Genomic DNA, 24,560 nt, shown 5'->3' with positions numbered 1-24,560 from the left:
AGCCGATATGTTCGCGACCACCCAAAGTGCCGCCATGCACTTTTCCATGCTGGATGTTTGCAAAACTCCCATAGGTCCGGTGATCACACCGATTCCCTACCCGAATATCGCCATCAGCTCGACCGCCATCCCCAATATTTTCAATATGTTTACAGTCGCAATGCCAGACCATAACCTGATGACCACAACACCGCTTTCCAACGGTGATCAGGCTGGCCTCTTGATGGGGGTGGTTTCCAACATGATTATGGGACCGGCGCAAAATGCGCTTGGCAGCTTCAAGGTATTCAAATCCGTGATGCCAGCAACCAAAATGCTCAGCATGACCGTCCACAATGGCAAGCTGCCCAATACTGTGGGAATTACCATGACCCCTTCCCAGGTAAAGGTAATGATCATGAGCTAATGGCTGCAAGCCAGGCTATTTGAGGTTGATATCGAGGCTGGAACCAGCCAACCCATCCATTGAAACCGAGCGAATCATTCGTCGAATACGTCTGCCCGCTGGCGGCTCAGTGTGATGATAATCCTGCTCGTTTGCCTGATGCTGCACTGCCGGATTCGCTGGTGACACTGGAGCTGTCGACGGTCGCCCTGTTTCGGCGGCAGGCTGACTCGTAACCGGAGGCTGCACATTGACGCTACGAGCATCAATATCACCGCCCAGAAAGCCACGGGATTTGGTACCCGATGCGGCATCCTGGCGAGCAGCCGCTGTGGCCGGGGGAGTGCCGGTAAAATATCGCTGCTGGGTTTGATCCAGCTGATGGAATAAGGTTGTGTTCTGTCGGTTGGGTAAAAAGTTATTCAGCCCTGGCGACTCCGGCTGCCGACTACTGCGAGGCTGCATTCCCAACTCCTCCAGACTGCGCTGGCGGGTATCCACAACCGAATCAGAATCACCATACGCCTGAGCCAGCTGGTAATCGCCAGCTCCGTCACGGGCATGTCCATCCTTCCGTACGATCCGGGTCATTTGCTGGTAATTTCTGAGCGGAGCTGGTGCTTTCATAATGCTATTTCCTCAGTGACCGGCGTTGTCTTCAGTTGCAGAAGAAGCCGCAGTGGCGGGCCAGACAACAATTTGCGCCGCATAACCCAGCCCAGTCAGCTGTTGCATGAGCTGTTGGCTGACTGGTAGTGAAGCCAGTGGCCCAGCCAGCAGCAAGAACAAGGTTCGCTCCCCTTGTTTTACAGAGAAAATCTGCCATGACACAGCTGTCGAAATATCCGGCCCGGCCTGCAGGGTTTGCTGTATTCGTATGACCTGATCCAGATCGGTCCCGATATAGGCTCTGACGGCATACATAACTGAGTTGCCAGTGTCACCCAGCGAAGCAGACGACAGCAACACCGAATCCAGGCTTACCCGAATAATTTCATCTTTTTGACCGGCACTACTTTTATCAACAACAGGGTAGTCTGGTAACCAAACTGTCAGCCCGGCCCCAATGAGTATGAGTAGAAAGAAAACAGAACCAAGAAGCTTCAGAAACTATCCTCATAAACAATGGCTGCAATCGAAGTCATCAGCGGGTTTAAAGAATAAAACTAACATATTTTATTTTTATAACCCATTCACATCATTATCCCAGAGTTTTACTGATGCACACAGACAGAAATAGACCTTTAGATAAATTTGGCGCATTCCGGCTATCCCCTGACAGTCAGAATTACAAAGATAGCTGGAATTGGATTTTCAAAAAATGAAAAGTTACTACTCTGTAATATCCATATAGGGTAAAAAAAATCCCACTGGGTCAAAGTACCGGGGCAAATCCTCCCCATCGAGCCTGGGGAACAGTGGAAGATGTATTTCAATACACACATCAGGGTATCAATTCACATTAAGATGCCATTATATCAAGCTGATTTACCGCTGAGGATTCTGGCTTCTTTTTTGCTTTTCTTGGATTCTGCCCTCAAGGAGTTTGTGCATGGAGCCAATGATGGAAAATCATACAAACACCATGAATGATGCCGCCATGGCGCAACACGAAAACACAGTCAAAGGCATTGCCAACGCTGATGAATACAGCATTGACCTGAACAAGATCAATATCGTGGGGGAATCTCCGGTACTTGCTCATGCCGTTGAAAGCATCCATGTTTTCAGCCAATTTGATGCCCCTGTATTGATATCGGGAGAAACAGGCACCGGTAAGGAATTAGCGGCTCGAGGGCTTCATTATAGTGGCCCAAGGTCTGGTTACCCTTTTATCGCCGTAAACTGCGCCACGTTAACAAACGACTTGTTTAATAGTGAACTATTTGGTCATAAAAAAGGGGCATTCACTGATGCTCGACAAGATAAAAAAGGGTTATTGGCCAGCGCTGGAAAAGGCACACTATTTCTCGATGAAATTGACAGTTTGTCATTAAATTCGCAGGCTGCCTTGTTACGCCTTTTACAGGAATCAGAATATCGGCCTGTCGGTTCAGAAAAAACATTCCACTCCGATGTTCGGGTTATCGCCTCGGCCAACTGTGATCTTCAGGCGCAAATTGATCAGGGATTGTTTCGGCAGGATTTATATTACCGCCTCAACATTCTCAATGTGAACATGCCTGCCCTGCGACAGCGAACAGAAGATATCCCAATTCTGGTAGAGCATTTTCTTCGTCAGTTTTCTGATCAATATGGCATGGGCATGAAAATCGTTTCCAACGACCTGATCGATCATTTCTCGTCACTACCCTGGCCTGGTAATGTGCGTGAACTTGAGAATACGATCCACCGTCTTTATTTGCTTACCCGAGACTCTGTCATCAGCCCTGGCCAGTTCTATTTAACCGACTCCCTGACCGACCCAGTTTCGCCGCCGGACAACCCGGATATTGATCGCTATGTGGTAGCAGAGCCGCAGAACCCAGATGACCTGAAACACACCAGCCCACAGCTCATCGACTATTGTGACATCGACGACGGTAACTACAATTTCAGCCGTGACAAACGCCGAATCGTCGAAACATTCGAAAAGGAGTACATCAGCCGAATTCTGGACGAAACCAATGGGAACGTTACCAAGGCTGCCAGCCTGTGTGGCAAAGACCGCCGCGCGCTCGGCAAGATGATCAAAAAATACAACATCGAAAAGGCAGTTTTTATGGAAGCCAATGAACTGATCTAAACGCCATCCAACCTTCCCCAGCCTCTCCAGCACAACTGTTCGCCCGACCTGATTTTCTGCTTCTGTGCAGTTACATGAGGTGGCAGTTGAGGCTGCTTGCCCTTTTGTAATTCGCACAATCCTCCAACGCTGCCCAAAAAGGCATATCCATGTCGCGTTTTGAAAAACGCAACGGCCTCAAACGCGGCTAAATACGCCTATGGCATTCCCCCGAGAAGCCCTTTCATCAAACCGTGTTGCGGCCCACGCAACCACACCAAATCACCAATTGAGGAAACCAGAGCGATGGAAAAATATTCCGGCTTGTCGCTGGTGAAACATTCACTCAGCCACCACGAAAACTGGGAGCGACAGTGGGCCAACCCGACGCCGAACAAGAAGTACGACATCATTATCATCGGCGGCGGCGGTCACGGTCTGGCGACTGCCTACTATCTGGCCAAGAACCACGGTATCACTAACGTGGCAGTGCTGGAAAAGGGTCACCTCGGCGGTGGTAACGCCTGTCGTAACACCACCATCGTGCGTTCCAACTACCTGTGGGATGAGTCTGCAGCACTGTACGAACACGGTATGAAATTGTGGGAAGGCCTGTCACAGGACCTCAACTACAACGTGATGTTCTCCCAGCGTGGCGTATACCACACCTGTCATACCCTGCAGGACATGCGTAACAACGAACGTCTGGTGTACGCCAACCAGCTGCAGGGCGTCGACAACGAAATGGTTGATGCTGAACAGCTGCAAAAAGAAATTCCAACACTGGATTGCTCTGCCGGTGCCCGTTACCCGATTCTGGGCGCGTCGGTACAGCGTCGCGGTGGTAACGCCCGTCACGATGCGGTGGCCTGGGGCTATGCCCGTGCCGCCAGCGCGCTGGGTGTGCACCTGATCCAGAACTGTGAAGTGACAGATCTGATCATCGACAGCTCCAACACCATCCGTGGTGTGAAAACCAAGCAGTATGGCGAAATCAAAGCTGACCGCGTTGGTTCCGTGGTTGCCGGTCACTCCGGTGTGGTTGCCAAGATGGCTGGTTTCGAGCTGCCGCTGGAATCTCACCCACTGCAGGCGCTGGTTTCCGAGCCGATCAAGCCAATGATGGATACCGTGGTGATGTCCAACCACGTCCACGGTTACATGTCTCAGTCCGACAAGGGCGACCTGGTGATTGGTGCCGGTATCGACGGCTGGGTTGGCTACGGTCAGCGCGGCTCCTACCCGATCATTGAGCACACCATCCACGCCATCGTGGAAATGTTCCCAACCGCCAGCCGGGTTCGCATGAACCGTCAATGGGGCGGCATTGTGGATACCACCCCTGACGCCTGTCCGATTATCGGCAGCACACCGGTGAAGAACTTCTTCATCAACTGCGGCTGGGGTACCGGTGGCTTCAAGGCGACACCTGGATCCGGTCACGTCTTTGCTGAAACCCTGGCACACGGCAAGCCATCTCCGCTGGCCGAGCCTTTCTCAATTGAACGCTTCGTGACCGGTGCCCTGGTCGACGAACACGGCGCTGCCGGTGTAGCGCACTAATCGGCCTGGAGAGGAATACACCATGTTGCACATTTATTGTCCTCACTGCTGCGAATACCGTGAGGAAGAAGAATTCCACTGCAAGGGCCAGGCACACATTGCCCGCCCGAAAGATGCAGACAACTGTTCTGACGCCGAATGGGCCCAGTACATCTTTTTCCGCAAGAACCCGAAAGGCCAACAACAGGAACTTTGGGTGCACTCGGCAGGTTGCGGCAAGTTCTTTAACCTGAGCCGTAACACTGTGTCGTACAAGATTGAGCAAAGCTACCTGTTGGGCGCTGAACCACAGCCTGTGCTCAACGTGAAAAAAGAAGGAACCGTGTGATGGCACAAGTTAACCGTATTCCGTCTGGTGGCCGCATCAATCGTGGCAAGCCACTGACCTTCACCTACAACGGCAAGCAGTTCAGTGGTTACGAGGGTGATACCCTGGCTTCTGCCCTGCTGGCCAATGGCGTCAACATCATCGGCCGTAGCTTCAAGTACAGCCGTCCTCGCGGCATTATTGCTGCCGGTGCCGAAGAGCCGAACGCAGTGATGCAGGTTGGCGCTTCCGAAGCGACCCAGATCCCGAACGTCCGTGCGACCCAACAGGCACTGTACGGCGGTCTGGTTTGTTCAGCCGTGGCTGGTTGGCCAAACGTTGATTTCGACCTGATGTCCTACATCGGCAAAATCGGCGGCAAAATGATGCCTCCAGGCTTCTACTACAAGACCTTCATGGGGCCTGCCGGTATGTGGCCTACCTACGAGAAGTACATTCGTAAAGCCGCTGGTCTGGGTAAAGCCTCGAAAGAACTCGACGTTGATATCTACGATCACTTCAGCCGTCACGCTGACGTCGTCATCGTTGGTGCCGGCCCAACCGGTCTGGCCGCTGCCCAGGCGGCTGCCAGCTCAGGTGCCCGCGTTATCCTGGCTGACGAACAGGAAGAATTTGGCGGCTCACTGCTGCACAGCAAACAGTCCATCAATGGCAAGCCTGCCGCTGAATGGGTGGCTGAAGTCATTGCTGAACTGGCTGCCAACAAAAACGTGTTGTTGCTGCCACGCGCGACCGTTAACGGTTTGCACGATCACAACTTCCTCACCATTCATGAACGTCTGACTGACCACATCGCTGACCGCGCCCCAAGTGTGAACGGCGTACAGCAAGCCCGTCAGCGTATCCACAAGGTACGTGCGCATTGGGTTGTGCTGGCGACGGGTGCCCAGGAACGTCCTATCGTCTTCGGTAACAACGATATCCCGGGTGTGATGCTGGCTTCTGCCGTGACCACCTATATCAACCGTTATGGCGTAGTTCCAGGCAACAAACTGGTGGTTGGTACTGCCAACGACGACGGTTATGAAGCTGCCATTGCCTGGCAGGAAGCCGGTCGCGAAGTCGCTGCTATTGTTGACAGCCGTCCTTCCGCCAATGGCGACCGCGTCAAGCAGGCGCAGGCGCTGGGCATCAAGGTGATTTTTGGTTCTGTGGTTTACGACGCTGCCGGTCAGGCGCGGGTTAAATCTGCCAAAATCAGCGCTATCTCTGCCGATGGCAAAAAGCTGTCTGGCCAGAAGCAGACCATCAGCTGTGACACCATCGCCACTTCCGGCGGCTGGAGCCCGGTTGTTCACTTGTCTTGCCACAGTGGCCCACGTCCTGTGTGGGACAAGAAGATCTTCGGTTTTGTACCAGGTGAAACTCATGAACACCGTCTGATTGCCGGTGGTATCCGTGGTCACTACGAGCTGTCTGACTGCTTGTCTGAAGGTCAGAATGCTGGTGTTCAGGCAGCTGAAGCCTGTGGCTTCAAAGCGGCTACGCCACGTTCCGGTTACCAGGTTGCCAAAACGAAAACCACCTCACCAATGGAACTCTACATTGCTCCACACGATCAGCCACTGAGCCGTGCACCAAAGCAATTTGTTGACTTCCAGAACGACGTCACCGCTGGCGGTATCGAGCTGGCGATTCGTGAAGGCTTTGAGTCCATCGAACACGTCAAGCGCTACACCGCACTGGGTTTTGGTACTGACCAGGGCAAACTGGGTAACATCAACGGTATGGCCATTGCGGCCCAGGTTCGTGGCCTGACCATTCCGGAAGTGGGCACTACCGTGTTCCGTCCGAACTACACCCCGGTTACTTTCGGCGCCATCGCCGGTCGTCACTGTGGCGAGCTGTTCGATCCGAAACGTTACACCGCCATGCATTCCTGGCACGTCGCTCACGGCGCGCTGTTTGAAGATGTTGGCCAGTGGAAACGTCCGTGGTACTACCCGAAAGCCGGTGAATCCATGCAGGATTCCCTCAATCGCGAAGTACTGGCCGTTCGTAACAGCGTCGGTATTCTCGATGCCTCGACACTGGGCAAGATCGATATCCAGGGTAAGGATGCGCGTGAATTCCTCGGTCGTATCTACACTAACGCCTGGGCCAAACTGGGTGTTGGCAAGTGTCGCTACGGCCTGATGTGTGGCGAAGACGGCATGGTGTTCGACGACGGTGTAACTTCCTGTCTGGCTGACAACCACTTCCTGATGACCACCACCACTGGCGGTGCCGCACGGGTACTGGAATGGCTGGAACTGTATCACCAGACTGAATGGCCAGAACTGGAAGTCTTCATGACCTCCGTGACTGACCACTGGGCCACCATGACGATTTCCGGTCCAAACAGCCGCAAGCTGCTGGCGCAACTGACCAGTGATATCGATCTGGATAAAGACGGATTCAAGTTCATGGACTGGCGTGCCGGTACCGTTGCCGGTGTTCCGGCGCGGGTATTCCGTATTTCCTTCACCGGTGAGCTGTCCTACGAAATCAACGTACCAGCCAACTACGGTCTGCAGGTATGGAACAAGCTGATGGAAGTGGGTGCGCAGTACGACATCACGCCATACGGCACCGAAGTCATGCACATTCTGCGGGCTGAAAAAGGCTTCATCATTGCCGGTCAGGACACCGACGGCAGCGTCACGCCTTACGACCTCGGCATGGGCTGGGCGGTTTCGATGAACAAGGAATTCAGCTTCATCGGCAAGCGCGGTATGAACCGCCAGGATCCAACCCGTGACAACCGCAAGCAACTGGTTGGTATCAAAACCAAGAACCCGAGCGTGGTGTTGACCGAAGGTATGGCCGCCATCAACAGCAAGCAGTTCAAAGTACCGGCTGAGATTCTTGGCCATGTTACTTCCAGCTACTACAGCGCCACTCTGGGTCGCAGCATCGCCATGGGCGTGATCAAGAACGGCCTGAACCGTATGGGTGAGACGGTTTACTACCCACAAATTGATGGCACAGTGATCGAAGCAGAGATCTGTAGCCCGGTATTCTACGACCCTAAAGGAGACCGCCAGAATGTCTGAGAGCACTCCAGCCATGACCAAAGATCACGGTTGCGCACTGATGAACCAGTACGCTGACAACAACAGCCAGGCGGAATCTCCACTGGTCAACATCAAATGGTCTAACAGCGCGCAACCCACTGTGGTTGCTCGCGAGTTGAGCCTGATGGGCCACATCACCCTGCGCGGCAAGCCAGATGACGAAGCCTTCCTGGCCGCTGCCGAGAAAGTACTGGGTGTCGCACTGCCGGGCCGTCTGAAAAGCGTTGAAAGCGGCGAATACGTGATTCGCTGGCTGACACCAGACCAGTGGCTGATCACCTTGCCCGGCGTACACGCTTTTGCTCTGGAACAGTCACTGCGTGACAACCTTAGTGGCCACTATCAGGTGGTGAACGTATCCGGTGGCCAGACCCTCCTGATGCTGAGCGGTGCCAACGCCGAGAACGTACTGATGAAATCGGTTCACTACGATATTCATGAGCGCAACTTCCCGGTTGGCAAAGTGGTTAACACCAACTTCGCCAAAGCAGGTTGTACCCTGCGTCGTGTGGGTGCCCAGGAGTTCGAACTGGTGATTCGTCGCAGCTTTGCTGATTACATCGCCGCCTGGATTCAGGACTCTGCTGCCGAATACGGTTTCGCCTTCGACAGTATGTAAGCCCTGCGCAGTACCGGCTCAAAAAACAACAGCCCCGCTGGCAAAACCAGCGGGGCTGTTTTGTTTGTGCATTTCACAGCCACAAAAAAACGGGCAGTTGCCCGTTTTTTATCCTGTTTACATGCCGTCCATGGCCAGATCAGGGACCAGAACCCGAGCGCCTGACTTCCCGGGTTCTGGCCTATCCGGGCCTGGATCAGGCTCGAATACGACCGATTTCTTTCTTGAACAAAACTGCAGTCACGGTCAGGGCAGCAAGGCCAACCCAACCAACCACCGCGAACACCTGAGCAACAAAGCTGCCTTCCAGCCAGCCAACGGTGGATGATGCCAGCGTACAGCCAAACACCACGCCCGCCATCGAGATCGCGATGTTATAGGCCGACAGGAACAGGTCACGACTGAAGCGATTGTGACGCTGATGGGTAATCTGGCGATCACGGCGTGCCCACAGAGCATCCAGTAAAACCGCCATAACAAAGATGGTACCGACGATAACCGCCACCTGCACAATGGTGACTGACCACCAGTCGATCCCAAAAGCTTCGGCGAACGTTGCCAACACACCGGCCAGCGTAAAAATCAGAAATTGTATGCGCATTGTTTGTCCCCCCTGACAAACGACCTGTTTGAGTATCTTCCGCAAACCCACCGCACTCGGCGGCGACTGCAACGACTTCAAACGGACAGCAAGACTTGGGAATCATAAAGCTTCGCAATTAAATACTGCGAGAGACGATTCACACTAATGAACCATCGATGAGCTATTTATGTTCCAGTGATGACGATTGACCTGAATTGATCCAACAGGTTCCAACCAACGAGCGTTTACTTAACGGCTCAGTAATGGATTATCCAGTGCCACAGCAGCCCCTACAAGCCCCGGATTTTCAGCACTGCAGAGCCAGACAGGCACAGCTTCGAGATAGGATTGATAACGTCCCTTGTTGATCATGGCGGCAATAAAGTTGCTGTCTGCCAGCAGCGGCTGAACCCGCGGCAGAATGCCACCGCACAGATACACACCGCCACGGGCTCCAAGGGTCAGAACGTGGTCGCCCACCACCGCCCCCAGAATCGCCAGAAAATGCTGCCAGCTGGCCAATGCCAGCGGACAACCTTGCTGTAACGCCAGCCCGGTGACTTCCGCAGCGGTTTCACAAACCCTTGGCTGACTTTCGATATCCACCAGCAGTTGGTACAACTCCAGCAGCCCCTGACCAGACAACAACCGCTCAACCGATAGTCGTGGGTAACGCTGCCGGAATGCCTGCCAGATTTTCAGGTCTGCCTGATTGGTGGGGGCAAACGAGACATGGCCGCCTTCGCTGGACAGTGGATACCAGTCGCAACCGACCGGAATCAATGCCGAGACCCCCAGGCCCGTGCCCGGGCCGATCACCAGCCGGGGAGCGCCATCAATGGTCTGGCCCCGATGAATCTCCACCAGATCATCATCGTCCAGATGCAACATCGCCAGCGCCATGGCTGTGAAATCGTTCACCAACCGTAATTGCTGCCAGCCAAACCTGGTCTGTAACTCCGCCCGGCTGAAACACCAGTGGCTGTTGGTCATGCTGAGCGGATCCTGCTCGACCGGACAAGCCAGCGCCAGACAGGCTCGCTGAACCCTTGGCGCGCCCGCTTGTTGCAGATAAAAATGAATAGCGTCGTCGATATTGGCGAAGCTGGCAGTTGCCAGCGTCATCACCTGTTGCAGTTCAAGCGAACCGGCTTCGACCAGTGCAAAACGGGCATTGGTGCCGCCAATATCGGCTACCAGCGCCGCGTCGTACAGTGACGCTTGCACCGGGTCATGCACTGGCGCAGGCGCCGGTTCGTGCTGTGGCGCAAGCGCCATTGTCAGGCTTCCACTTCGGTATTACGACCGGCTTCAGAAGCATCGCCGGTCAACTCGTCTGGCACCAGATGTTCGTCGCTGATAAAGCTGAAAACCGTGGCACCGCGTTCGGCTTCATTAACCTGCTGGCGCATGGGTCCAAACAGTTCTCGCCCCATGCCCATGCCGTGTTGAGCGACGACTGCGGGCTCGGTCGCCGGGCGCTGCAGCCAGCTGTTATCACTGGCCAACAATTGCAGCGTGCCATGGTTTGCATCGAGACGGATCAGGTCACCATCCTGTACATGGGCCAACGGACCACCAAGGCGCGCTTCCGGCCACACATGAATGGCCGCCGGCACCTTGCCGGAAGCCCCGGACATGCGGCCATCAGTCACCAACGCGACCTTGAAGCCCTTGTCCTGCAGCGAGCCCAGATAGGGCGTCAGCTTGTGCAGCTCGGGCATGCCAATGGCGTTCGGCCCCTGATAACGCACCACTGCGATAAAATCTTTCTCCAGCTCACCACGCTTGAAGGCGGCGGCAACCTCGTCCTGGTCTTCAAACACGATCGCCGGTGCTTCCACCAGCCGGTTGGCCTCAGCCACCGCAGAAATCTTGATCACCCCACGACCCAGATTGCCTTTCAGTAATTTCAGGCCACCGTTGGCAGAGAACGGCGTGGCGGCCGGACGTAATACATTGTCGTCCAGCGAGGTCGCAGTACCGTCACGCCAGACCAACTGGCCGTTTTCAAGGAAAGGCTCATGGGTGTAGTGCGACAGCCCCTGACCCATAATCGTCATCACATCGTCATGCAGGAAACCCGAGCCCAGCAGTTCACGTACGACATAACCCACGCCACCAGCAGCGTGGAAATGATTGATATCCGCTTCGCCATTCGGGTAAACCCGTGCAATCAGAGGCACCACATCCGACAGATCAGAGAAATCCTGCCAGTTGATGATGACCCCGGCAGCAGCGGCAATAGCAATGATGTGCATGGTGTGGTTGGTCGAACCGCCAGTCGACAACAAGGCCACAATGGCGTTGACCAGCGACTTTTCATCGACGATTTCATACAGCGGTGTAAAGCGGCCATTCGGAGCGGTCAAGCGCACCGCTTGCTGGGCAGCGTAACGGGTTAGCGCCTCACGCAGTTCCGTCCCCGGATTAACAAACGACGAGCCTGGCAGGTGCAAGCCCATGATTTCAACCATCATCTGGTTGGAGTTGGCGGTGCCGTAAAACGTACAGGTACCGGCGCTGTGATAGGAATCCGATTCACATTGCAGCAAGGCATCACGGCCCAGTTTGCCTTCTGCATACTCTTGGCGGATGCGGGCTTTTTCCTTGTTCGGCAACCCTGAAGGCATTGGCCCAGCTGGCACAAATACGGTTGGCAAATGCCCAAAACGCAAGGCACCCATCAGCAAGCCCGGCACAATTTTGTCACAGACCCCCAGATACAGTGCGGCGTCAAACATGTTGTGCGACAACGACACGGCCGTCGCCATAGCAATCACATCGCGGCTGAACAGCGACAGTTCCATGCCCGGCTGCCCCTGGGTCACACCATCACACATGGCAGGCACACCGCCAGCGAATTGCGCCACCGAGCCCAGCTCCCGCACTGCGGCCCTAATCTGTTCGGGATAGCTCTCGAATGGCTGATGGGCAGACAACATGTCGTTGTAGGCCGATACCATGGCCACATTGACCTGATTGACCAGCTTCAGCACATCCTTGTCGTGGCTGTTGCAGGCGGCAAAACCATGGGCAAGGTTGCCACAGGACAGCGTCGCACGATGCAATCCCTGTTCCTCAGCCGCATGCATCTGCGCCAGATAGGAACTGCGTGTAGCCCGGCTGCGTTTGATGATTCGTTGGGTAACCTGTTCGACGACGGGATGCATGCTGCCTCCTCTCAGAAATCCAGATAGGGGTGCCCACACGGTCGCAGGGCACAATCCGATTTAAGCATGCTGACAGGCAGGGCCCCAGCAAGGCAACGGGATTCGTGCGCCGGTGTGAACAAAAGCCCTGCCCCTGGCAACAGGGTTCACTCTTTTCGCCAGCCAGACAGTGCTTAAATTTACGTCATTAAAAGCCAAAAACACGATTCAAAGCCAAATAATTGTTCTGGCACTGGAATTTTATTTGTAAGTTTACAACAATCAAAGCTGGATTAACGCTTTGGTGCAAATCGCCACAGAACGTCGCTGGCGGGCAATCCAGCAGCGGCCATTCAGGTATGCTGATGTCATACCTGATGTTGTTGTGCTCCTGCAATCACAACGACTCTGGTTTATCCACCCTGTTTTAAGTCGAGGCCTCTGGCCCCGATCACCTGTTTCACGGCTGCCCCTTTGGGGCTTTGGGGAGAGCATGGCTCTCCCCTTTTTTACGCTCCTGTCTTTTTGGCGATCCCGGCCGCCACAGCCAAAAATCCTCTGTCTCACTGGCAGCCTGCCAAAGCGCTTCCTATAGTTTTTCTACCTAGTCAAAAAATTGGGAACTGTCATGCTCGGGATGATCTTCACGGAACTGGTAGAAATGGTGGAAGAACGTTTTTCCCCCGCCCTGGCCGACGACATTCTGGCAGAGGCCGGTTTGGATCACGGTGGTGCCTATACCGCTGTTGGCTACTACCCGTTTGAAGAATTACAAACCCTGGTTGGTTTGCTGGCCGCCAGAACCGGGATTGCCGTCCCGGACCTGATTGAAGCCTTTGGACAGTACCTGTTCCTGTCATTTACCCGTAGTCACAGTACCTTGCTGGCTGGCAAAACCACTTTGCTGGACCTGCTGGAAACCCTCGATGGCGACATTCACAAAGAAGTTTACAAACTCTATCCCGAAGCCCGGCTACCCGAATTCCGGGTTATTTCCCGCACAGAGCAGCAGATCGAACTGGAATACCGTTCCCCTCACAACCTGCAGCCACTGGCGCTGGGGCTGATCAAGGGCGGAGGGGCATGGTTTGGCCACCCACAGCTGACGGTTGAAAGCGTTCCGCTGCAAGGATCAACCCTGTTCCGTGTCCAGATCTGACTACCCGCTGATGAATACGTCGCTGGATGCTGAAATCCTCAGGCTCGAACGACGGCTGGAGCGTGAACGCACGGCACGCAAGGCTGCCGAATTGGTGTTGAGCGAAAAATCAGCTGAGCTGTATCAGGCGCTGGAACTCGGACGCAATGACCGCCGCAGGCTGGAACTGGCGTTGTGGGCAGGTAATGAATCCATCTGGGACTGGAACGCCCGCGAGCAGATTTACGAGTTAATCAGTTTCCCCCCCAACGGCAGCCAGATGACTCGTAGCTGGGGGGCTTTTGCGCAGGTAACACGCCGCATTCATCCCAACGACCGCCAGCAGTTCAAACTTCGCTGGCAACTGTTTCTGTCAGGTAACCTGGATAGCTTCGACCTGACCTTACGCTATCAATCACCCGCCGACCCTGAGCAATTGCAAAGTCTGGAACAGGCTCTGGCCGGACGGGACAAATACGGCAGCGATTTGTACGCCGAACATTCCGCCTGTCCTTGCGATCAGGATGCCACCAATCCCGCCAAATGGAACTGGATTCACTGGCGTGGCCGCATCGTGGAATACAGCGAAGATAACACCCCGCTGCGGGCCGTCGGCACCGTCAAGGACATCACTCACTATCGCAGTACCCAGGAATCCTACCTGCTGATGGCCAGCGCCTTTGCCAACAGCCGCGAAGCCATGGTAATTACCGACCAGCACGGCCTGATCAAGGAAGCCAACTGCAGTTTTCTGGAGCTGTTCAATACCTCTGAAGAAGCAGTCATTCGTGTTCCCCTGAACCGCTATATCGAAAGCACCGACAATCCGCGCCGCAGCCTGGATGAAACCGGTAGCATTACTTACGAAACCAGCAGTTGCGGGCTGCAGCCTGAAATTCCGCTGGAAGTGTCACGCAATCATTTCCAGCACGACAACAATTCCCAGCATTTCAGCATTATTACCCTGCGCAATCTGACCGAACGCCAGCGTGCCGACCGCGCCCTGCAACATATGGCACGCCATGACGGCCTTACCAATCTGCCCAACCGCGGAGCCCTCCACGAAGAGCTGGAGAAAATGCTGGCACAAGCCCATGCGGAGCGGCCACTGGCGCTGATGTTCGTTGATCTCGACGGCTTCAAGGCAGTGAACGATGAATTTGGTCATATCGCTGCTGACCTGCTGCTGGTGACCCAGGCACGGCGAATGCTGGCAATCATTCCCGAGCAAGGGCTGGTTGCCCGCTGGGGCGGTGACGAGTTTGTGTTCTGTTGGTGGCCACCACAGGGAGACCTCAATCAATGCCGACTGCCCAATATGGTGCTGAAAGCCATTCGCGAACCCATGAGCCTCAATACCGCCAGCATCCGGCTGTCCGCCAGTATTGGGGTGGTTGCCACTACCGACCCCGGCACCGAAGCAACCGAGTTGATTCGCCAGGCCGATGCCGCCATGTATGAAGCCAAGGCGTTGGGCCGTAACCGCATCCAGATCTATTGCGATGGCATGAGCAAGGCCGCCAGCCATCGCGCCAGCCTGCTGTCTGAATTGGGTCATGCCATTGATCAGGATCAGATCAGTTTCTACGTGCAGCCCAAGTTTGATGCCGGACAACGCATCTGCGGTGGCGAAATGCTGGCACGCTGGACCTCGGCCAGTGCCGGCTTTGTTTCGCCGGCTGAATTTATTCCGATGATCGAACAAAACGGCCTCAGTGCCGCATTCGCTGAAGCCGTGATGCGCAGTGGCTGTCGCTTTGCCAGCGAGGCACGTCAGCTGGACCCAGATATTCACATCGCCATCAACCTGTCCGGCTGGCAGATGCTCGACAACTCACTGCCAGAAAAACTGCTGGCGCATTGTCAGCAGGCCAATGTTCCCTGTCAGGCGCTGGAACTGGAAATCACCGAGTCGGTATTTCTGCAACCCGACAGCAATCCGCTCGGTATCATGAACCGGCTGCGCAAGCACGGCTTCCGCATCGCCATCGACGACTTTGGTACCGGCTATTCATCGCTCAGCTACCTGCGCGATATGCCGCTCGATACCGTCAAGATTGACCGCAGTTTTGTGATCGACGCCGACGCCAATGAGCGTGCCCGCAAGATTCTTTCAGCCATCATTCAGATGAGCCACGACCTCGGAATGAAGATTGTTGCTGAAGGCGTGGAAACCCCGGACCAGCTGCAGCTGTTGCAACAATTACAGGTCGAGACCTATCAGGGCTTCCTGTTTGCCCGGCCCGTGCCGTTCGAGGACTTTTTACAACTGGTCAGAGATCAGGCAAACGCGGCCAGCGTCGATCATTAAATCTATATCGAAAAATATTGATATAGAAAAGTTTGCTGTTATCATGCACGGCAAATCGATTGATTGTGTATAAATTTCGTCCAGCATGTCGGCCACCTCCCCTATCCCGCAGCAACTAGCCAACGCCTGTAAAGCCATGGGCGATCCATTGCGACTGGCGATCGTGCAGCTGCTGGGCAGTGGTTCCTTTGGCGTGCTGGAGTTGTGTGAGCTGTTTGACATCAAACAGTCGAGCATGAGCCATCACCTGAAGATCCTGGCTCAGGCGCAGGTGCTCAGCAATCAGCGCGAAGGCAACAGCATTTTTTATCGGCGGCCGTTGCTAACCGGCAACGATGACTGGCAACGCTGGTTGCGCTCTACCTTTGTGGCGCTCGATCAGAGCCCGATGAGCGATGAACTGCAGCAGCGCTTGCAGCAGCTGTTGGCCAGCCGCGCCGACGCCTGTGCGGAATTTTTTGCCCGCAATGCCGAAGCCTTCAAGCAACAGCAGGATCTGATTGCCTCCTACGACCAGTACGGCGCAACGCTGCAACGACTGGTCGAGGATTATGCCGGCAACAAACGGATTGCGCTGGAAATCGGCCCCGGCGACGGTGACTTCCTCGCGCCACTGGCACGCCAGTTTGAGCAGGTCACGGCGCTGGATATTTCCGAGCCTATGCTGAATCGGGCCATGCAACGGGTAAACCAGCTACAGCTGACTAACGTTAATTGTGTGCTGGGTGAAACCGCCCTGCTCGACGGCAGTCACAACCAGACCGTCGATTTTGTCGCCGCCAACATGGTGTTGCACCATGTGCCGGTACCACAGACGATTTTCGCCGATGTGGCACGCCTGCTGGCACCACAAGGCTGTTTTCTGGTCACCGACCTGTGCCGCCACGAACAGAGCTGGGCACGGGAATCCTGTGGTGACCTGTGGCTCGGTTTCGAGCCTGATGATTTGACCGCCTGGGCGGAAGAAGTCGGTTTGACGGAAGGCCAGAGCCAGTTTCTGGGCCTCCGTAACGGCTTCCAGATCCAGTTGCGGCTGTTTTACCGTTAACACCTATCTGGCTGATTACCCCGCCCAGCCGCGGGCAAGCCTGTAACAGCAATGATGCTCCCCTACCCAGGGAGCCGCACAAACATAGAGGGTTACTGCATGAGCGAATATTCCATCTTCACATCCGAGTCGGTATCTGAAGGTCACCCGGACAAGGTTGCTGACCAGATCTCCGACGCGGTACTGGACGCCATTATTGCGCGCGATCCATACGCCCGTGTTGCTGTGGAAACTCTGGTAAAAACCGGTATGGCCGTGGTTGCTGGCGAAGTAACCACTTCCTGCTACGTTGACCTGGAAGACATCGTTCGTGATGTGATCACCGGTATTGGCTACAACTCTTCCGACGTCGGTTTCGACGGCGCTACCTGTGCGGTTCTGAACGGCATCGGCAAACAGTCTGTCGACATTAACCAGGGCGTTGACCGTGCCAAGCCTGAAGATCAGGGCGCTGGCGACCAAGGTCTGATGTTCGGCTATGCCACCAACGAAACCCCAAGTCTGATGCCAGCCCCCGTGTTCTACGCCCACCGTCTGGTTGAGCGTCAGTCCGAACTGCGTCGTAACGGCGCCCTGCCGTGGCTGCGCCCGGACGCCAAGTCCCAGGTCACCATCAACTGGGAAGGCGACACCCCAAAGATCGACGCCGTGGTGTTGTCGACCCAGCACGCGCCAAGCATTTCGCTGGAAGACCTGCGTGAAGCGGTACTGGAAAACATCATCAAGCCGGTACTGCCAGCAGAATGGCTGCACGAAGGTACCCTCTACCACATCAACCCGACCGGTAACTTCGTGATCGGTGGCCCGGTAGGTGATGCGGGTCTGACTGGCCGCAAGATCATCGTTGATACCTACGGCGGCATGGCCCGTCACGGTGGTGGCGCTTTCTCTGGCAAGGATCCTTCCAAGGTTGACCGTTCCGCTGCCTACATGGGCCGTTACGTTGCCAAGAACATCGTTGCTGCCGGTCTGGCTGACAAGTGTGAAATCCAGGTTTCCTACGCCATCGGCGTGGCCGAGCCAACGTCTGTATCGGTAAACAGCTTTGGTACTGGCAAGGTTTCCGACAAGGAACTGGCACGTGTGATCCGCGAGGTGTTCGACCTGCGTCCATACGCCATCCAGAACCAGCTGGAACTGTTGAACCCCATGTACCAGATCACTGCCGCCTACGGTCACTTTGGCCGCGAGCCGTTTGAAGCGACCTACGAGTACAGCGACAACGGCGAGAAGAAGAGCAAGACCTTCACTGCGTTCACCTGGGAACGTACTGACAAGGTCGATGCACTGAAAGCGGCTGCAGGCCTGTAAGCGCAATTTGCCAGACGTCTGAGGTCAGACGTCTGGCAACCCAGGCATTTCTCCGTCCGGCCTTGAGCAAGATGGAAACCCCAACCACAGAGCGTCCGACTTCGACGTCAGACCTCCGACCTTCTGAGGAAACACTCATGAGCTTCACAGACTACCGAGTCGCCGACATCACCCTGGCCGATTGGGGCCGCAAGGAAATCCGGATTGCCGAAGGCGAAATGCCAGCCCTGATGGCGCTGCGTCGCAAGTACAAGGAATCACAGCCGCTGGCAGGCGCGAAGATCATGGGTTGTATCCACATGACCATCCAGACTGCCGTGCTGATCGAGACCCTGGTTGATCTGGGCGCTGACGTACGCTGGTCTTCCTGCAACATTTTCTCCACCCAGGATCACGCTGCCGCAGCGATTGCTGCTGCCGGTATTCCTGTGTTCGCCTGGAAAGGCGAGACCGAGGAAGAGTTCCTCTGGTGTATCAAGCAAACCATTCTGGCTGAAAAAGACGGCGAGCAGGTTTGGGATGCCAACATGATTCTGGACGACGGTGGTGACCTGACCGAGATGGTTCACAACCTGTTCCCGTCCATGCTGGACCAGATCCACGGTATCTCTGAAGAAACCACCACTGGTGTTCACCGTCTGCTGGAAATGATGAACAAGGGTGAGCTGAAGGTTCCTGCGATCAACGTTAACGATTCCGTTACCAAGTCCAAGAACGACAACAAATACGGCTGTCGTCATTCTCTCAACGACGCCATCAAGCGTGGTACCGACCACCTGCTGAGCGGTAAAAAAGCCCTGGTGATCGGCTACGGTGACGTGGGCAAAGGCTCTGCCGCTTCCCTGCGTCAGGAAGGCATGATTGTTAAGGTCACCGAAATCGACCCAATCTGCGCCATGCAGGCCTGCATGGACGGCTACGAAGTGGTTTCTCCGTACATCAACGGCGAAAACACCGGCGAGCTGGATTCTGTCAATGGCGACTTGCTGGGCAAAACCGATCTGATCGTGACCACCACAGGTAACGTCAACGTGTGTGACAAGAACATGCTGCAAAAGCTGAAGAGCAGCGCCGTGGTTTGTAACATCGGTCACTTCGACAACGAAATCGACACCGTTTTCATGCGCAAGAACTGGGAGTGGGAAGAGATCAAACCACAGGTTCACAAGGTGTACCGCGACAAGGACGCTGACGATCACCTGATCCTGCTGTCCGAAGGCCGTCTGGTAAACCTGGGCAACGCGACGGGTCACCCATCCCGCATCATGGATGGTTCTTTCGCCAACCAGGTACTGGCGCAGATCTACCTGTACGAGCGCAAGTTCGCCAACCTGATGGAAGCGGAAAAGAAAGAAAGCGTTTACGTCAAGGTGCTGCCTAAGAAGCTGGACGAAGAAGTCGCCAAGGACATGGTGGAAGGTTTTGGTGGCGTGATCACCAAACTGACCAAGCAGCAGGCAGACTACATCCACGTGGATGTGGATGGTCCTTACAAGCCTGAGGCTTATAAGTACTGATTCCGGTCAGACGTCTGGAGACAGGTGACGGGAGCCATCCCCACCTGTCTGCAGTATTTGGATCACGCTCACTCCCGGCCCCAAGCCCTCTCACAGCGTCGAATTTATCCCGCCCCAAACCGCAGCAGGAACTCGCCAGCGGCTGGCTGCACACGATCAGCAGGCCACATAGAACACCGAATTTCTCTCCGTTACCTATGGTACCGATATTCACTGCGGGATCCGTAAACAGCTCGAAGCCCACGGCAATGGCCTCACTAGCATCCAGCAATTTGGCACCGAAGTAGTCAGCGACATTTGCGAACATCAACTGCCCGGCAGAGCCCCCGCCTGCATATCTATGCACTGAATCAGTCAGAGGCGAGTTTGGCTATAATGACTGGTTTTGAGAGCCAATATCGGTTTCCACCTGTATCAAATCGAAAGCATAACGTCGATACATATAATAGCCTGCCAAAATCAATGCAGGAGCATATTTAATATAGCGTTCGTCATAATAAAGGTAAACGTCTACGCCTACCATCACATAGGTTTTCATTCCTATATAATAAGCCATCCCCAGAATAGCCAACAGCTCAATCAAGAACCTTTGACCTGGTTCTATAGTAAACTTTCTTCTGTGGGATACAACCCAGATCAAAAGGAGACCAAGCATTATAGGCATTGTCCAGAATCTCGGAGTATCGTATGCGATAAAATGTAACAAAATAGGTGACAACACTGATAAAAAAGCCAATCCAGCCAGTAGGTTCCGATAAGGTGCTGATCTTAATACATTCCAGACAATCAAATACACTACAGATAAGAACCAGAAAACTACAAACAAGTCTGCTGGTTCAACAATACGAGCAAGGCCTTTTTTAAATTCATCCTCTAAATACATATCATATGAAGTAAACAATTGAGAGACAAAATACCGGGCAGCAGAGATACTAGATTCATAGGCTTCCGGACCGGAGAATTCATATGAAACAGCTTGTGCCAAGGGTATTACGAAATCTTTTTCGAAACCTGGTTTTTTCGAAACATCGGTCTGAAACAGGATGACAAATAAGAATCCGAATAACGGTAGTACGGCAGAAAAAAAGAACTTCCAATTAATATTTTTTACTATTGACTCTTCATCAAAATTCCAAACCATGATCAAGCTTATAAAAAACAAAGGATATATTAACAATAAGGTCATCTCATGGACAAACATCAAACCGGCCACGAGAACTGAACCCAAAATCTGTAATTTTCGATGCACCATGAAAATAGCCAAGATTCCGCCAAGGTATATAAAAAAATCCAGATACCCAATCAGATTAGCTGACATAGAAATAAATGGAGAGACAGAAAACATCAACAAAACAATCCTTGAGGTACAGCCCAGACTTGTATTTTCCATCTTGACCATTAACCAGCATGCAGTACAGAGCAAAACTACGAGATTACACAAGCCTGTCCACAATATAACAGAGTAGTAAGATTCAGGAGGAACTCCAATCCAGCTGGTAACTTCGCCAATCACAGCCCTCTTGGTAAAACCCCATTCATAGCTCATCATCCAGTTGGAAAATATCCATGAATAGACACCATTCCACCCTTTAACCAGGGAAATCAGAAGATTCCAGATGACAACCGCAACAAAAACATAAAAACCAAACTTTTCTCTGAAAGAAATATTTCCCGCCTTTGAAAGCATTTTAGATAATTCCAGTTAAGACAATATATAAAGTCGCTTGCTCAAGTCCTTGTATAACGACCGTTGCCTAGTCGGTAACGATTGATAATGTAATCAAAAAACATCCAAGAGCCTCCAGATTTCATTTGAACAGAATCAGGTCGAAGATGGAACTCGACGCCCCCAAAGCAACAACATAAGTAAACCAATAACTACCGCAAACCAGAGCGTCGCCAACCGGATCATCAGGGTCACTGCAATAGCAACATGCAAGGGGACTCCCAGCAACGTCAGCATTGCTGTCATAGCTGCTTCAGCTCCTCCAAGGCCGCCCGGCATGAAACTGGCGGCCCCCGCCAACATCGACAGGCTGTAAATCGATATCGCCAGAAACCAGGAAATATCTGCACCGACCTGATGCAGCATGAGCCAGAACGCAATCCCCTCTGCCGACCAGGCCAGCACGCCCAGCAACAGACCACCAGCAACCAGCGATGACGGATTACAATCCCGGGTTCTGGCCAGTACATTAAGAATTTTGCTTACCAGCAAGGCCAGTTTATTCTCTCGTCCGGTAAAGCATTGTCGAATCCATGCCTGAGACGCCGGTAACAACAGCAACCCAAAACAACAGCACAATCCAATAAACAGTATTCCAACCGGGTAAAATTCCGGGTATGCCACGACAACCAGGCCAGCCAGCAGCAGTACTGCGAGAATGTCTGAAAAACGTTCACTCAATAGCGCCGCAATGCTATCCGAATATTGAACGCCCAGAGGCTTCAACAACACGCTACGAAGCGCTTCTCCAGCCTTGCCGGGCGTCGCTGTCAGGGCAAAACCGCACAGATAGATCTGCGCATGTCGCATTACAGGTAATCGAACCCCCAACTCTTGCAGATACGCCTGCCAGCGGACAAATCGTAAACCGTAGTTCAGCAGCGACAACAGCAGGGCAAACAGGGTGACCGGCAAGCCGATCTGCACAACCGCAGCCATAACCTCTTGCCAGCCACCCCAGAGTGAAAAACCGATATATCCAAATGCACTCAATACCGCTGATAACAACAGCAGCCGAAAGCGCCATCCCTGAATAAATGGATCTGACGTCACAAACTCAGTCTCCGGAATACGAAGTTTGGAATCAGTTTGATGATGGTCATAATCAGCAGCCAGAACCCCGGGGCGTAAATCACGCTACGACATTTTTCAGCGCCATCCACAATCACCCTGGCGACTTGTTCCGGCGTCGCTACCAGTTTTTCTGGCAACTCCAGATCCGCCGTCATGGGCGTCCGAACAAAGCCCGGTTTGACGATGGATACGGATACTTCAGCCTTTTGCAAGCGCATCATCAGACCTGAACAAAAGGTTGTGACAGCGGCTTTGGCCGCGCCATAGAAGTAATTACTCATACGTCCGCGGTCACCAGCAACCGACGAGATAACAATTAATTTACCGCTTCTCTGCTGTTCCAGTTTGCCAGCCAGGCGCTCCAGCAGTAACACGATCGCATTGGCATTAAGCTGGAATGCCTGGGCCGCGTAGCTTTCGTCAGTCTGGCAACGTTGCTGGTCCGGCAGAGAACCGGGAGCAACCAGCACCCTGTCCAGCTGTGGCATCAGTTGCTCAACCCGCTCCAGAAGACTTGCACGGCCGCTCTCATCTGCAAGGTCGAATGGCAGACAATCAACCGCAACAGCGCCACGAATTTGTAGGTCAGACTGGATCGCCGCCAGCTTTTGTTGATCTCTACCAGTTAACACAAAGTGACAGTCATTAGAGTGCTGCAACCAATAGCGGGCACAAGCCTGGGCGATTGCGGAGGTTGCACCAATGATCAGTATATTTTTCATGCGCTGACACGCCTCCAGAAATGTGAGCAAATGGCCGGATCCCGCAGAGCCTCAAGCTGCTGCCATTGTGGATAAGCCTGTTGGAAATCAGCAGCGGTCATATGCGCATCCTTGGCCGGATATAAACGCCCATCAGCAGCCCGGGTAATATCATCCAGCCTCTGAAACAGACGACCAAGTTTGCGGCCATTGGGAAAATCCAAAGCCAATGACGTTCCATGTAGAGGAAAAGACAATAATCCCGGAGATTCCACCTCGCCACATTGTTTGAGTACCGCCAGGAAAGATCCGGAACCGGAAGCAGAAATGCTTTCCAGCATTTCAGCCATCGCAGCTTCTGAATTCGCCAGAGGAATAACACATTGATATTGCTGAAACCCGGCTCGCCCGTACATGCGATTCCAGTGCAGGATTCCGTCTAATGGAAAGAAATAGCTCAAATAAGAGGCACGTCCAGCTTTGGGATGCGCTGGCTTCGTATGCCAATAAAATTCATTGAATGCTTTGAGAGAAAGGCTGTTAACCAGTGAGACTGGCGGCGTCAACGGGAAATTCAGCTGGCGTTGCTGAATATCGATTTCAGAACGATAGCGTGCATGATTACCAGCAAAATAGACTCCCCGCCCCCGCTGGCTTCCCCGGCTGACGCAATCAATCCAGGCAACACCATATTCATAGCTGACGTCGTATTGCTGCGCCAGACTGAAAAATTCTTCCAGCCTGTCAAATCGATGAGTAACCGTATCAATTTGACCGTTCTGTACCGGCATCAAAGCCAGCTCGGCTTCAACGATTATTCCGGTTAGCCCCAGGCCACCGATAGTCGCCCGGAACAACTCGTTGTTAACAGCTGGAGAGCACTCCAGCAATTGGCCCTCTCGCCACAGCCACAACCGTCGCACATGGCATCCAAAAGTCCCGCGGACATGATGATTCTTGCCATGCACATCGTTACCAATCGCTCCACCAACCGTCGCCAGACGGGTTCCGGGAACAACTGGCAGGAACCAGCCCAATGGCACAATAACCGCTAGAATCTCACCCAGTGTCAGACCAGCTTCAACTCGCACGAAACCTTGTTCCCTGTCGAGCTTGATAAAGCGGTCCAAACCGCGGCTAACCAACACCTGACCACTCTCCGCCAGACACACGTCGCCATAACTGCGTCCGTTACCAAATGGCAAAAACCGGCCATCGGAAGCCGCGTTGAGCATGGCCGCAATTTGTTGCTGCCAGTCAGGAAACAGGCCCTTTTGAGGAAGCTTGGGGTAACGCCCCCAGGATTCAATTTTCATGACAATT

The 24,560-nt window shown here is 53.8% G+C and carries 20 protein-coding genes; 11 read left to right on the top strand and 9 right to left on the bottom strand.

Annotated features, from left to right (window positions below):
- Positions 1–7 precede the first annotated feature (7 nt).
- Positions 8–406 carry a DUF4150 domain-containing protein gene (locus K6123_RS02780; protein ID WP_221793866.1) on the top strand — a complete coding sequence of 133 codons (399 nt, stop codon included), beginning with the start codon at positions 8–10 and terminating at the stop codon, positions 404–406.
- A gap of 15 nt (positions 407–421) precedes the next feature.
- Here the strand turns inward: K6123_RS02780 and K6123_RS02775 are convergent, their stop codons facing one another.
- A complete protein-coding gene (locus K6123_RS02775; RefSeq protein WP_221793864.1) occupies positions 422–1,012 on the bottom strand; it encodes a hypothetical protein in 591 nt (196 codons plus the stop codon).
- A gap of 12 nt (positions 1,013–1,024) precedes the next feature.
- Complete coding sequence (locus K6123_RS02770) at positions 1,025–1,351, bottom strand: hypothetical protein (RefSeq protein WP_221793862.1); 327 nt, start codon at positions 1,349–1,351, stop codon at positions 1,025–1,027.
- A gap of 586 nt (positions 1,352–1,937) precedes the next feature.
- Between K6123_RS02770 and K6123_RS02765 the strand changes: the two genes are divergently transcribed.
- The 5 genes from K6123_RS02765 to K6123_RS02745 all read left to right on the top strand — a co-directional run bounded on the left by K6123_RS02765 (position 1,938) and on the right by K6123_RS02745 (position 8,676).
- Entirely contained in the window at positions 1,938–3,131 is a 1,194-nt protein-coding gene (locus K6123_RS02765; protein ID WP_221793860.1) for a sigma-54 interaction domain-containing protein, read from the top strand.
- A gap of 285 nt (positions 3,132–3,416) precedes the next feature.
- On the top strand, positions 3,417–4,673 hold the full coding sequence (locus K6123_RS02760) for a sarcosine oxidase subunit beta family protein (RefSeq protein ID WP_221793859.1): 1,257 nt from the start codon (positions 3,417–3,419) through the stop codon (positions 4,671–4,673).
- Between the two features lie 22 nt (positions 4,674–4,695).
- Complete coding sequence (locus K6123_RS02755; RefSeq protein ID WP_221793857.1) at positions 4,696–5,001, top strand: sarcosine oxidase subunit delta; 306 nt, start codon at positions 4,696–4,698, stop codon at positions 4,999–5,001.
- The gene (locus K6123_RS02750; protein WP_221793855.1) at positions 5,001–8,036 is read left to right on the top strand and encodes a sarcosine oxidase subunit alpha family protein; all 3,036 of its coding nucleotides are present in this window, start codon (positions 5,001–5,003) and stop codon (positions 8,034–8,036) included. Before K6123_RS02755 ends, K6123_RS02750 begins: the two co-directional genes overlap by 1 nt.
- Entirely contained in the window at positions 8,029–8,676 is a 648-nt protein-coding gene (locus K6123_RS02745; RefSeq protein WP_221793853.1) for a sarcosine oxidase subunit gamma, read from the top strand. Before K6123_RS02750 ends, K6123_RS02745 begins: the two co-directional genes overlap by 8 nt.
- Positions 8,677–8,872: 196 nt before the next feature.
- On the opposite strand, the gene K6123_RS02740 is transcribed toward K6123_RS02745, so the two are convergent.
- The 3 genes from K6123_RS02740 to edd form a co-directional block, all read right to left on the bottom strand.
- Positions 8,873–9,277 (bottom strand): hypothetical protein, encoded by a 405-nt coding sequence (locus K6123_RS02740; protein ID WP_221793851.1) that lies wholly within the window; start codon positions 9,275–9,277, stop codon positions 8,873–8,875.
- A 231-nt stretch (positions 9,278–9,508) separates the two neighbouring features.
- Positions 9,509–10,537 (bottom strand): glucokinase, encoded by a 1,029-nt coding sequence (gene glk, locus K6123_RS02735; protein ID WP_246624569.1) that lies wholly within the window; start codon positions 10,535–10,537, stop codon positions 9,509–9,511.
- Positions 10,538–10,539: 2 nt separating this feature from the next.
- Positions 10,540–12,432: a phosphogluconate dehydratase gene (edd, locus tag K6123_RS02730; RefSeq protein WP_221793849.1), complete on the bottom strand. Its 1,893-nt coding sequence runs from the start codon at positions 12,430–12,432 to the stop codon at positions 10,540–10,542.
- Positions 12,433–13,039: 607 nt separating this feature from the next.
- Between edd and K6123_RS02725 the strand changes: the two genes are divergently transcribed.
- The 5 genes from K6123_RS02725 (at position 13,040) to ahcY (ending at position 19,736) form a co-directional block, all read left to right on the top strand.
- On the top strand, positions 13,040–13,570 hold the full coding sequence (locus K6123_RS02725) for a heme NO-binding domain-containing protein (RefSeq protein WP_221793847.1): 531 nt from the start codon (positions 13,040–13,042) through the stop codon (positions 13,568–13,570).
- The gene (locus tag K6123_RS23445; protein ID WP_221793845.1) at positions 13,557–15,860 is read left to right on the top strand and encodes a sensor domain-containing protein; all 2,304 of its coding nucleotides are present in this window, start codon (positions 13,557–13,559) and stop codon (positions 15,858–15,860) included. The genes K6123_RS02725 and K6123_RS23445 overlap by 14 nt, the downstream gene beginning before the upstream one ends.
- Before the next feature lie 85 nt (positions 15,861–15,945).
- Complete coding sequence (locus tag K6123_RS02715) at positions 15,946–16,908, top strand: ArsR/SmtB family transcription factor (protein ID WP_221793843.1); 963 nt, start codon at positions 15,946–15,948, stop codon at positions 16,906–16,908.
- 99 nt (positions 16,909–17,007) lie between these two features.
- Positions 17,008–18,219, top strand: a complete 1,212-nt coding sequence (metK, locus tag K6123_RS02710) for a methionine adenosyltransferase (protein WP_221793841.1) — start codon at positions 17,008–17,010, stop codon at positions 18,217–18,219.
- A gap of 137 nt (positions 18,220–18,356) precedes the next feature.
- Positions 18,357–19,736 carry an adenosylhomocysteinase gene (ahcY, locus tag K6123_RS02705; protein ID WP_221793839.1) on the top strand — a complete coding sequence of 460 codons (1,380 nt, stop codon included), beginning with the start codon at positions 18,357–18,359 and terminating at the stop codon, positions 19,734–19,736.
- A gap of 370 nt (positions 19,737–20,106) precedes the next feature.
- On the opposite strand, the gene K6123_RS02700 is transcribed toward ahcY, so the two are convergent.
- The 4 genes from K6123_RS02700 to K6123_RS02685 form a co-directional block, all read right to left on the bottom strand.
- Positions 20,107–21,423 (bottom strand): hypothetical protein, encoded by a 1,317-nt coding sequence (locus K6123_RS02700; protein ID WP_221793837.1) that lies wholly within the window; start codon positions 21,421–21,423, stop codon positions 20,107–20,109.
- Between the two features lie 135 nt (positions 21,424–21,558).
- Positions 21,559–22,515, bottom strand: coding sequence for a lysylphosphatidylglycerol synthase transmembrane domain-containing protein (locus K6123_RS02695; protein WP_343223948.1), 957 nt, complete (start codon positions 22,513–22,515; stop codon positions 21,559–21,561).
- Complete coding sequence (locus tag K6123_RS02690; RefSeq protein WP_221793835.1) at positions 22,512–23,258, bottom strand: SDR family oxidoreductase; 747 nt, start codon at positions 23,256–23,258, stop codon at positions 22,512–22,514. The genes K6123_RS02695 and K6123_RS02690 overlap by 4 nt, the downstream gene beginning before the upstream one ends.
- A complete protein-coding gene (locus tag K6123_RS02685) occupies positions 23,255–24,553 on the bottom strand; it encodes an FAD-binding oxidoreductase (RefSeq protein WP_281423881.1) in 1,299 nt (432 codons plus the stop codon). Before K6123_RS02685 ends, K6123_RS02690 begins: the two co-directional genes overlap by 4 nt.
- Positions 24,554–24,560 lie beyond the last annotated feature (7 nt).

The organism is Oceanobacter mangrovi, from assembly GCF_019740315.1.
GTDB classification, from domain to species: domain Bacteria; phylum Pseudomonadota; class Gammaproteobacteria; order Pseudomonadales; family Oceanobacteraceae; genus Oceanobacter; species Oceanobacter mangrovi.
This window is presented reverse-complemented; position numbering and strand designations above follow the sequence as displayed.

Bases quoted from the DNA above. Each gene is read 5' to 3' on its own strand.
- metK (WP_221793841.1), top strand. From the start codon at position 17,008: ATGAGCGAATATTCCATCTTCACATCCGAGTCGGTATCTGAAGGTCAC.
- K6123_RS02715 (WP_221793843.1), top strand. From the start codon at position 15,946: ATGTCGGCCACCTCCCCTATCCCGCAGCAACTAGCCAACGCCTGTAAA.
- K6123_RS02780 (WP_221793866.1), top strand. From the start codon at position 8: ATGTTCGCGACCACCCAAAGTGCCGCCATGCACTTTTCCATGCTGGAT.
- K6123_RS02760 (WP_221793859.1), top strand. From the start codon at position 3,417: ATGGAAAAATATTCCGGCTTGTCGCTGGTGAAACATTCACTCAGCCAC.
- K6123_RS02740 (WP_221793851.1), bottom strand. From the start codon at position 9,277: ATGCGCATACAATTTCTGATTTTTACGCTGGCCGGTGTGTTGGCAACG.
- K6123_RS02745 (WP_221793853.1), top strand. From the start codon at position 8,029: ATGTCTGAGAGCACTCCAGCCATGACCAAAGATCACGGTTGCGCACTG.
- glk (WP_246624569.1), bottom strand. From the start codon at position 10,537: ATGGCGCTTGCGCCACAGCACGAACCGGCGCCTGCGCCAGTGCATGAC.
- K6123_RS02765 (WP_221793860.1), top strand. From the start codon at position 1,938: ATGGAGCCAATGATGGAAAATCATACAAACACCATGAATGATGCCGCC.
- K6123_RS02690 (WP_221793835.1), bottom strand. From the start codon at position 23,258: ATGAAAAATATACTGATCATTGGTGCAACCTCCGCAATCGCCCAGGCT.
- edd (WP_221793849.1), bottom strand. From the start codon at position 12,432: ATGCATCCCGTCGTCGAACAGGTTACCCAACGAATCATCAAACGCAGC.
- K6123_RS02775 (WP_221793864.1), bottom strand. From the start codon at position 1,012: ATGAAAGCACCAGCTCCGCTCAGAAATTACCAGCAAATGACCCGGATC.
- K6123_RS02685 (WP_281423881.1), bottom strand. From the start codon at position 24,553: ATGAAAATTGAATCCTGGGGGCGTTACCCCAAGCTTCCTCAAAAGGGC.
- K6123_RS02750 (WP_221793855.1), top strand. From the start codon at position 5,001: ATGGCACAAGTTAACCGTATTCCGTCTGGTGGCCGCATCAATCGTGGC.
- K6123_RS02700 (WP_221793837.1), bottom strand. From the start codon at position 21,423: ATGCTTTCAAAGGCGGGAAATATTTCTTTCAGAGAAAAGTTTGGTTTT.
- K6123_RS02725 (WP_221793847.1), top strand. From the start codon at position 13,040: ATGCTCGGGATGATCTTCACGGAACTGGTAGAAATGGTGGAAGAACGT.
- ahcY (WP_221793839.1), top strand. From the start codon at position 18,357: ATGAGCTTCACAGACTACCGAGTCGCCGACATCACCCTGGCCGATTGG.
- K6123_RS02755 (WP_221793857.1), top strand. From the start codon at position 4,696: ATGTTGCACATTTATTGTCCTCACTGCTGCGAATACCGTGAGGAAGAA.